Below are 10,213 nucleotides of genomic sequence, written 5' to 3'. Positions count from 1 at the left end.
TCCATGCCCCATGCCCCATGCCCCATGCCCCATAAGCTACGAGTCAGTTCACGAATCAAATCGGATTACTGTGTTAACCATTTAGTCTGTTACCAGTGGTTGGTAGCCAGGGACACAAATTTTATAGACAATATCTAACCTTTAACAGACAAAAATTATCTTTTGTACATGGTATTTTTAAGATACTTGTTTGTTTTTTTACTTAGTAGTAAATAATTTTGCCAGAGTAAAATTGTATTAGCAGATACAAGTGTATATAATACATAGTAATTTAGCGGTTTCAGATGAAGTTAATTACAATTCCAGTCTCATACTTAATAACGAAATAGATTGGCAATTGGGAGGAGGATAAACTATCCTATGTTGTCAGTGTTGTAAATACTTTCTTTGTAAGCTTGGTGGAAGTACTTCAAGCTTTATTCGCTAGCATCAAAATCAGAATCAACTCACTCTTACACAACCTTTCTGGGAGAAGGGTTTAATGATTTAATTTTTCTTAGTCTGACAAATAGGAGATGAGATAGCTAGTAATTCAGCCTTAGATATTAAAACAGAAGGGAGTTGAATAAATGGAGAAAAAAATAGTGAACAAAGATGATTTTCTCTATCCTCGTGGTCGTTACTACGGACAGGTAAAGCCAGAAAACTTGGTTTTTAATGCAAACTTACAGGAATTTGCCCAACGAGTCAGCTACATCTGCAACTTAGAAACAGGTGGAAAATTGCCTCCAGGTCAAGCTTACGAACAAATCAAGGATTTGTGGAAACAGTTGAAACGCACAAAAAAACAACTAAAAATTGGTGAAGAACCGTTTCAGAGTGACCAAGGGAACATTGAAGATTGAGACATTAATCAAGAAATCTAACGTCAAAAGATTGACCTTTAACCTTGATTATTTAGCAATTATCGTCCAGATACCATCCCAAGATTTTGGAGGTGGTGTTTGTTGGTAATTACGAGCGCGTTCTAGGTGAATATCAACAGCTTGGTCTGTAGATCGGATGTATTTAGCGGCTTCAAAGCAGGCGATCGCCTCTTCAAAGTTGCGTGATAAATAAGCAGCCCGTCCAGTCTGGTAATGGAATAAAAATTCTTGGGTGTTGTCATCTAAGGGAGTAGTGCGATCGCTAATTAACTCGTAGATATTCACCGCTTGGTGTTTACCTTTGACCCGAATTTTGTCCAACTGACGCACCCAAATGCGATCGCTGCACAGTTTGTACGTAAATTCACTTAAAATAATGTCACAGCCATATTCTTTAGTGACTGCTTCTAAACGCGAACTCAAATTCACACCATCCCCAATGACGGTATAATCCATGCGCTTGCGGGAACCGATATTCCCTGAAACAACTTCACCAGAACTAATTCCAATACCAATATGGATTTGTGGCTGCGCCTGGATAATTCGCCGCTGGTTAAATTCTGCTAGGCGATGTCGCATATCTAATGCCGATTGCACCGCCCTCCAAGCATGATTTTCTGTAAGTGGTAGTGGCACACCAAATACTGCCATTAAGGCATCACCAATAAACTTATCTAGGGTGCCTTCGTAGTTAAAAACTGCCTCCACCATCGTTTCAAAATACTGATTGAGCAGCGATACCACCTCAGCCGCACCCAAATTTTCTGTAAGCGTCGTGTAGCCCCGGATATCAGAAAATAAGATAGTTACTTCTTTGCGCTCGCCCACCATTAAGGCATCTTCTCCCAATGCCATAACTTGCTCCGCTACATGGGGCGTCAAATAGCGGGACATAGTAGTTTTCATCCGCTTTTCCTGGCTAATGTCTTCTAATACCACCAAACCACCCCTAACTCCGCCTTCTGGGTTAGTTAAGGGATTGACAGTAAGATTGATGCTGCGTTCTAACTTTTGCACCTGGTTAGAGCCGAGAAACTCAGATTGGGGAGTCAGAGGTTGATTCCAGGGAATGAAAACATCTGGGTTAGTGCGATCGCACACTGCCAAAATGTAACAACCTAAATGCTGAGTACTGGGTACTGTGCCTTTTGGAAGTTCCCCCTGGGGAGCCACCCCCTTGCGTAAATTCTGTCTATTGGGGGGACTGGCGTGGAAACCCTTTAGACCGAACTGCTTCACCAACGCAGCGTCCTCCGCAACGCACTGGCTCTCCAGTATTTGGTAAAGTCCCACTGTCAGACTTTGTTCTGGTACATAGTGTTTGGCCCCAGTTTTTAAACTATCTTCCAGCCGCATTTGAAGATTTTCAATCGGTACAACCTCCCAAACTAGGCGATCAATCAAATTTTGTTCCCACAGAAGCTTGTTGCTCTTAGTATTAGCATTCCCTAGGGGACAACCCAGCAACTCCAGTGCTGCATCATTAATTGTGACAATCCGGCCTGCCATATCTGTAGAAATTACAGCATCCGACAGACTTTGCAAAATATCTTTTTGATATTGTTTTTCTAACAGCACATTTTCAAAGAGGCGGGCGTTTTCTAAAGCAATTCCTGCTTGAATATTAAAAGCCCGCATAAACTCTTCATCAGAGGCTGAAAAACTGCCTTGTTGTTTATTAATTAATTGCGTGACGCCAATCAATTCATTTGCCGAATTAAATACTGGCAAACATAGAATATTGCGAGTTATATACCCAGTCTTTTTATCTGTAGTCGGGTCAAAGCGAGGGTCTTTGTAAGCATCAGAAATATTTAATGCTTCACCAGTGGAGGCTACATAGCCAGCAATGCCACGGTTGGCAGAAATGCGGATTTCTATCAAGTTTGTGCCATCCGCAGCCGCTGCTACCTTTGTCCAGAGTTCACTCATCTCTTTACGATACAAAAACAGTGTGCTGCGGTCTGCTTGCATTAAAATCCGAGCTTGCTCCATGACTATCTGTAAAGTTGCTTCTAAATCTAGACTCTGACCTAGTGTTTGAGTGGCTCGCAATAGAGCCGTTGCTCCCCGCTGATTGCGAGCTGCTACGTAAAAAGATTGGCAGCTTTCCAGAATAATCCCAATAGAAGAAGCAAAGTCTCGAAAACGCTCCTCATCATCTTGATTAAAGGGAACATTCCCAGCTTTATTAGCCAGTTGTACTACTGCTACAGTTTGGTTTTTGCTACTCACAACTGGCATACATAAAATATTCTGAATCTTGTAGCCCATTTGTTTTTCTAATTCTGGGCTGAATAGCGGATGAGTAGAGGTTTCAGAGATATTCAGATATTGACCTGTAGTGGCAACATGACCTGGGATACCAACTGTGATGGGAATACGAATTTCTAAGAATTTTTGGGTATTACTTTGGGGAACTTTTGACCACAGTTGATCTTTGTCATAATCAACTAAAAAAATGGCTGTGTGTTCTGCTTGGAGAATTTGACCAATTTTGAGTGTGATCGCCTCTAGCACCTTCTCCAACATAGTTTCTAGAGCTTCATTATTAATCAGTTCAATGGCTCTAAGAAATTGCTGAAATTCAGCAGTAATGAAGTCGAGTAAGCAAACAAATTCGTTAACAGATAGGTCTTTAACACGACGCAGTAGGGCGTGAGTACGATTAACTTGAGTAAGTTCAATTAATGTAGCCAAGACGCTACCAGGGTTAGGGAGTGTCATGGGAATTTTAGATTTTAGATTTTTATTTCTCTATATCATCTAATTTTTAAATCAACGTTCCCAGAATTTAGGGGCGGGAGTTCCCGCCTTAGAAGTCAAAATTCTACTTAGACAGGTTTGTGCAACTGTTGCGAAAATATTACTTTTTGGTAATAGTCTTGTAGCTGGCGCGTGGCAGATGCCCATCCCCACCTTTCTGCTTCTTGGCGAGCATTTTGACGTATAGTATCCCGCTGTTGTTTTTGTTGTAAGAGGCGAATCGTCGCAGCGATCGCTTCTTGAATATCCGCTGTTGGATCAAAAAGATATCCATTTACCCCGTCTGTGACAATATCAGGAATTCCTCCAGAACGGGCTGCGACTACCGGACACCCAGCGGCCATTGCTTCTAGTAGCACTAATCCTAGTGTTTCTGTACGGGAAGGAAAAATAAAGGCATCAGCGCTAGCAAAGGCAGAGCCTAACTCTTGCCCGATGAGATATCCGACAAAATGGGTGTTTGTGCCAGCAAAGTGCTTTTGCAGCGCTTGGCGGTGAGGCCCATCTCCTACCAATGCCAATCGGGCTTCGGGAATTGCTTCTAAGATTGGTTTGATGCGCTCTATTTCTTTTTCAGCAGAAAGACGCCCAACGTAAAGTAGCAAGGGACTTTCGGGATGATTCTGCGACAAACGCGATCGCATTTCGACACTAGCCAAATTGGGGTGAAATAATTCTGTATCCACACCCCGTTGCCACAAATCTACTCGTTCAATACCGTGTGCTCTTAGTTCCTCCATCATCGCTGTGGAGGTACACAGATTTAATGCTGCTTGATTATGAGCACTTTTGAGCAATTCCCAAAGAAACCCTTCTAGCATTCCCAAGCCATAATGCTGGAGATACTGGGGTAAATGCGTATGATAAGACGCTACTAGGGGAATTTTGAGCATTTTGCTATAAAATATCCCAGATAACCCCAAAACAGCTGGGTTCACTACATGAATGATATCTGGCTTAAACTCCTCTAAGGCGTAACCAATGGCTGGACGAGGAAGTGCCATTTTCAATTCTGGATACAATGGGAGTGGAAAGCCAGTAACGCCGTAAACTTTAGCTCCTTTGTGTTCAGTAATGCCTCCATCGGGGGCAATCACTAGTACTTGGTCACGATTGCGCTGTAGATGGTCAACGGTATGACGCAAGCGCGTTACAATACCATCAACCTTGGGCAAAAAGGTTTCGGTGAATAGGGCAATTCTCATAAAAAACTATTCAGTCCAGGCAGATAATCCCAGCTGTTGCTGCACTTCCCTATTAAACATATAGGAAGCAACAAATCTACCAATAGCATAGCTGGACATATTTTTGATAAACGACATTGACTGGTCATCATATAGTGCTAAAACATGATGACCAGTTTTAGACCAGTGAGTTACTCGAGTTAAATAGGATTGTGTTAACAGTTAGTTGCACACAGAATTTATCCTAATTTCTATGCCAAGAGACTTTAGGCAGAATTTGCTTGTTATCAACTCGTTTTTGATACTTGATGGCAAAGTTCAACAAAGAATCAAGCAAAGAATCAGAGAGCAAGTGAGGCTGTAAACCAAGATCGAGCAGTTTTGTGTTTTTAGGGTTGAAGTAATGTTCTTCTTTCTCGACTCTAGGGTTATCGAGGTGATTAATGTCTACATTTAATCCCATCGCATTCCCAGCTTTTTTCACCATCAATGCCAAGTCCCCAACGCTGAATTGTTCGGTAAATTGGTTAAATACGCGGAATTCTCCAGACTGGGCAGGGTTAGCGATCGCTAATTCAACACATCGCACTGTATCTCGAATATCCAAAAATCCGCGAGTTTGTCCACCTTTACCGTAGACGGTTAACGGGTGTCCAATAGCTGCTTGAATGCAGAAGCGGTTTAGTGCAGTGCCAAATACTCCATCGTAGTCCAGACGATTAATCAATAGTTCGTCCATCCCCGTTTCTTCGGTTAAGACGCCATAAACTACACCTTGATTTAAATCAGTTGCTCGCAACCCCCAAATCCGGCAAGCAAAGTGGATATTGTGACTATCATGAACTTTGCTTAAGTGATACATTGAACCGGGCTGCTTGGGATAAGGTAGAGTATCTTTGCGCCCGTTGTGTTCTATGGTGATATACCCCTCTTCTATGTCGATGTTGGGTGTACCGTATTCACCCATTGTTCCCAGTTTTACCAAGTGGCAATCAGGGAAATCCTCCCGCATGGCGTACAGCAAATTTAGAGTGCCGACTACGTTATTCACCTGTGTCAGCACTGCATGTTCACGGTCAATCATCGAAAATGGAGCCGAACGCTGCTCACCAAAATGCACTATGGCGTTTGGCTGAAATTTCTGCAAAGCTTTCTGGAGAAACTCATAATTGGTAATATCTCCGACAAAAAAGTCAATAGATTTACCAGTCAAATCTTGCCAGCGCTGGAGGCGTTGCTGAATTGGTGCGATCGGCGTAAGAGTTTCGACACCCAGTTCGTTATCCCAGTGCCGCCGCACCAAACTATCTAAAATCCCAACTTGATAACCTCGATTGGAAAGGTAAAGAGCGGTTGCCCAACCGCAATACCCATCGCCACCAATAACCAGGACTTTCATCTTAACCAGTTTTTACTCGCTGATAGCTAAATCTATCAGGTTTATGTCCCCTCTTTATCATCATTCTGAGAGAGATGTAGAAATCAACAGACAATAAGCAAGGAAAACAGGGGCAGCAGGGTTAGCTAGAATGACCAAATTTCCTTGCATTGTCTGCGTTAAAAGCCAGAATGAAAAGATTAGGCAGATGAACTTAAGAGTAAATAAGGAGGATAATTACTGACGCCTGTCTCGCGTATCCAGTTTCAGTATTTTGGAATGCGATACTGCTGAGCAATGTAATAAAACAAATGGTAGTAATCTGGAAATTCTTGGCCCTTGCTTCGCCCTTGCCAGTAGTATTGCACTTGCCCTTGAGTTAATGTCAGTGTCATTGAACTTACTTGTTGATTAACTTCTACGACCAACACTCCAGATATTCCTTGGGTAGTCTGAAAATTGGGATTTATTTTTACTTCTCGGTCTGTAATAGTAAACTCTGGTATCTGATGGCTTGCCCAACCCCGAATTATTACAGAGTTGTTATGTGGTGAAACAAAGGCAATGCCATCATTATTTTCTGGGGCTGCTAAGGAAGTCCAGTTACTAGGATATAGAAACTCAAAACCATAACGGGAATTGTTATAAGTCTTCCATGTAATAGTTTCAGCGTTAAAACCAGTTGCAGTACACCCGTACAGCATAATGAACAAGCTTAGGAATCCCCTAACGCCAGAGGAAAACGCATACTTTCTTCGCCTTAAACAACAGTTTTTAATCGCAGCATCTGTCATTATTACAATTTTTACCAAAGTCGCTGATTTTGCAAAATTATCAGAAACACGAATCTTTATGGGCAGATCGGAGGAATGCTACTAACGCTTGAATTAAATCTACTAGAAACAGAGTAATTGTTTTTATACATAACTTAGACAGTTAACGATGTCACCACTGATAACAAGAGAACTGAACACGCTTTGTTGTAAATAAATGTAACGAAACAGCCGTTAAAACGCTTTGCCGTCTTGACAAGAATTGGAGGAGTCGATAACGTGATATACATACCCGGGTAAGACCGTTAAAGAGTTATATGCAAGCTAAGCAAAAGGTTACTTTGTATCTATCGCCAGAACTACACAAAAGGCTGAAGATTCGTTCAGCAGTAGATTCTGAATCCATGTCAGAACTTGCCGAACGGGCCCTTGGTTTTTACCTGTCAAATTCAGAAATAGTTGAAGAGGTAGAAGCTTCTTCTTACGGGCGAACCCACAGATTGTATACCTGTCCAAATTGTGAAAGTTCATTAGTATTACATGATGGGGAATTGGTTGGATTGGGCAATCAACCAGGAATAATAATTGGTCAAGAGCATCTTTCCATTGATGAGATAGCTCAAGATGAAACCCATCCTAAGGGTGAGGAAGAGTTAGTTCCTTGCTAGATAGGAATTATGAATAAATAATTCATAATCTGGTTGTCTTTAACCAAAAGCAATGTCTGTACTGTCTCTATAAGGTCTCAAGTAGGTCGATTGTATGAAAGAAGAGCTCAATATACTAATTCAAGCTCAATACCCTCTAATCTACCTTGTGACCTCCGAGGAAGAGCGGGCTGAGCAGGCAATTTCCACAATCGCCCAAGTGTTAAAGCCCTTACGTCGAGTATATGTTTGGACAGTAACACACGGCATTGTGGAGTATGGTCAACCCCGGAATGTTACCCAACACAATACTGTTTCTCCAGAAGCGGCGATTGAGTGGATAATCCGGCAAAGAGAACCTGGTATATTTATTCTTAAAGATTTACATCCGTTTATTGATGCGCCTGCCACAACTAGATCGTTACGAGATGCGATCGCCAGCTTTAAAGGTATGCAGAAGAACATCATTTTGATGTCGCCGATGCAACAAGTTCCAATTGAATTGGAAAAAGAAGTTGTTGTTCTTGATTTTCGATTGCCAGATATGGCCGAGTTGAACAAAGTCTTGACTCACCATTTAGACCAAAATCGTGGACGACGACTGACAACAGAAGCTAGAGAAAAACTTCTTAGAGCAGCTCTGGGTTTAACCAAAGATGAAGCTGAAAAAGTATACCGTAAGGCGCAGGTAACTACAGGGCGTTTGACGGAAGATGAAGTAGATATAGTTCTATCTGAGAAAAAACAACTGATTCGGCGTAATGGTATATTAGAGTACATCGAAGAAGATGAAACCATTGATGCTGTAGGTGGATTAGAAGAGTTAAAGAAATGGCTTAAGCAACGCTCCAACGCTTTTACAGAGAGAGCTAGAGAGTATGGTTTACCTCAACCAAAAGGAATGTTAATTCTGGGTGTTCCCGGTTGTGGTAAGTCGCTGATTGCTAAAACTACTTCCCGATTGTGGGGTTTACCAATTTTGCGCCTGGATATGGGGAGAGTCTACGACGGCTCAATGGTGGGTCGAAGTGAGGCAAACCTACGCAATGCTCTAAAAACAGCAGAATCAATTTCCCCAACTATTCTGTTTATAGATGAGTTAGATAAGTCTTTTGCTGGTAGCGCTGGTTCTGGTGATTCTGATGGTGGTACCTCCAGCCGGATTTTTGGTTCTTTCCTGACATGGATGCAAGAGAAAAAATCTCCAGTGTTTGTGATGGCAACCGCCAATAGAGTTGAACGCTTACCTGGGGAATTTTTGAGGAAAGGTCGCTTTGATGAAATTTTCTTTGTAGATTTGCCAACTCCCGAAGAGCGTCAGGATATTTACAACATCCACCTGACCAAGCGTCGTGAAGACATCTCCCGATTTGATCTTGAGCAACTAGCTAAGATGTCTGACGGTTTTTCTGGGGCAGAAATTGAGCAAGCGATCGTTGCGGCAATGTATGAAGCTTTTGCCCAAGATCGGGAGTTCACCCAGTTAGATATTATTGCTGCACTAAAAGCGACCTTGCCGCTGTCTCGCACGATGCAAGAACAAGTAACGGCTCTAAGAGACTGGGCCAGACAGCGCGCACGCCCCGCAGCATCCTCCGTTGCTGAATATCAGCGAATGGAGTTTTAAAAGCTTTCCCTTGCTAACCCAGGGGGAAAGGCTAGCTGAAAATGCTAGCAGTTACGAAAAAAGCCGCTTCAATTTAAGCGCGGCTTCGCCCAAAACAAATCGTTGTCGTTTTTCTCAATCTTCTCACTGGAGGAAACCCAAATGTCTCACTTTAGCACTCTGCGTACTAAGATCACCGATGCCGAAATCCTCAAAGCTTCCTTGCGCGACCTCGGTATCAGCGTGAAGACTGAAGCTGATGTCCGTGGTTATAACGGTCAGCGTGTCCGTTCCGACATCGTTGCCGTGTTGGAAGGCGAATATGATCTAGGTTGGTCTCGCAACAGCGATGGTTCTTTTGACCTAATCGCTGACCTGTGGGGCGTTGCTAAAAAGCACAACCAAACCGAGTTAATCAACTCGATCAACCAAAAATATGCCGTTAACAAAACCTTGGCAGAAGTAAAACAGCGCGGTCTGCAAAACGCCAATGTGAAATTGGTATTGCAATAACTATTTCTCTGCGCGTTCCCAAAGCTGCACGGGTTAACCAAGTTAATAGCGGTTAGCCCGCTTTTTTATCGGGGCTGAGATTTATTTCTCAGTCCCTATTTTGTATGCAGTAAGCTAGCTCTATAAATATAGCAGTCGCCAAAGCCGTTAAGACAGTTGGCAGTAAACGCGCCTTCAACAGCATACTTTGTGATTTTATTACTGTCCTAAGCTCCCTGTCCGTTGCTATATATATTATGTATGGAAGGTAATCCTGATAAATAATCGGGTACGAAATGAAGCAATGAAGCAGACCTTTGCAATTTTTTAACCTAGAATTTCAATATTATCGAGCTTTCTTTATGTTAATTTTATGTCTCGCGCAAAGACCCAAGTTGATTGCAGTTTGGGTTGAGGGACAGCGAAATCCAACCTATAATATAGCGGTCATCGATTGGATGAGAACACCAAACTCCTTACTGTAAAATCATTTCAGCAAAG

At 42.4% G+C, this 10,213-nt stretch carries 8 protein-coding genes; 4 read left to right on the top strand and 4 right to left on the bottom strand.

Annotated elements, in window-relative coordinates; all coding sequences use genetic code 11:
* Nucleotides 1-569 precede the first annotated feature (569 nt).
* Nucleotides 570-845: a hypothetical protein gene (locus IQ246_RS16485; RefSeq protein WP_194004433.1), complete on the top strand. Its 276-nt coding sequence runs from the start codon at nt 570-572 to the stop codon at nt 843-845.
* Between the two features lie 48 nt (nt 846-893).
* On the opposite strand, the gene IQ246_RS16480 is transcribed toward IQ246_RS16485, so the two are convergent.
* From IQ246_RS16480 to IQ246_RS16465, 4 genes are all read right to left on the bottom strand, one after another.
* Nucleotides 894-3,593 (bottom strand): GAF domain-containing protein, encoded by a 2,700-nt coding sequence (locus tag IQ246_RS16480; RefSeq protein ID WP_194004432.1) that lies wholly within the window; start codon nt 3,591-3,593, stop codon nt 894-896.
* Between the two features lie 107 nt (nt 3,594-3,700).
* Nucleotides 3,701-4,837 carry a glycosyltransferase family 1 protein gene (locus IQ246_RS16475; protein ID WP_194004431.1) on the bottom strand — a complete coding sequence of 379 codons (1,137 nt, stop codon included), beginning with the start codon at nt 4,835-4,837 and terminating at the stop codon, nt 3,701-3,703.
* 223 nt (nt 4,838-5,060) lie between these two features.
* Entirely contained in the window at nt 5,061-6,215 is a 1,155-nt protein-coding gene (locus tag IQ246_RS16470; RefSeq protein WP_194004430.1) for an NAD-dependent epimerase/dehydratase family protein, read from the bottom strand.
* 245 nt (nt 6,216-6,460) lie between these two features.
* Entirely contained in the window at nt 6,461-6,898 is a 438-nt protein-coding gene (locus tag IQ246_RS16465; RefSeq protein ID WP_339379307.1) for a hypothetical protein, read from the bottom strand.
* A 386-nt stretch (nt 6,899-7,284) separates the two neighbouring features.
* On the opposite strand from IQ246_RS16465, the gene IQ246_RS16460 reads away from it, so the two are divergent.
* The 3 genes from IQ246_RS16460 to IQ246_RS16450 all read left to right on the top strand — a co-directional run bounded on the left by IQ246_RS16460 (nt 7,285) and on the right by IQ246_RS16450 (nt 9,733).
* The gene (locus IQ246_RS16460; protein ID WP_194004429.1) at nt 7,285-7,635 is read left to right on the top strand and encodes a hypothetical protein; all 351 of its coding nucleotides are present in this window, start codon (nt 7,285-7,287) and stop codon (nt 7,633-7,635) included.
* A gap of 94 nt (nt 7,636-7,729) precedes the next feature.
* Nucleotides 7,730-9,241, top strand: a complete 1,512-nt coding sequence (locus IQ246_RS16455; protein WP_194004428.1) for an AAA family ATPase — start codon at nt 7,730-7,732, stop codon at nt 9,239-9,241.
* Nucleotides 9,242-9,382: 141 nt separating this feature from the next.
* Nucleotides 9,383-9,733 (top strand): DUF1257 domain-containing protein, encoded by a 351-nt coding sequence (locus IQ246_RS16450; RefSeq protein WP_015136553.1) that lies wholly within the window; start codon nt 9,383-9,385, stop codon nt 9,731-9,733.
* Nucleotides 9,734-10,213: the final 480 nt, after the last annotated feature.

The organism is aff. Roholtiella sp. LEGE 12411 (genome assembly GCF_015206995.1).
GTDB lineage: Bacteria > Cyanobacteriota > Cyanobacteriia > Cyanobacteriales > Nostocaceae > Komarekiella.
Note: the sequence above shows the minus strand (reverse complement) of the source record. Positions and strands in the feature narration are given on the sequence as shown.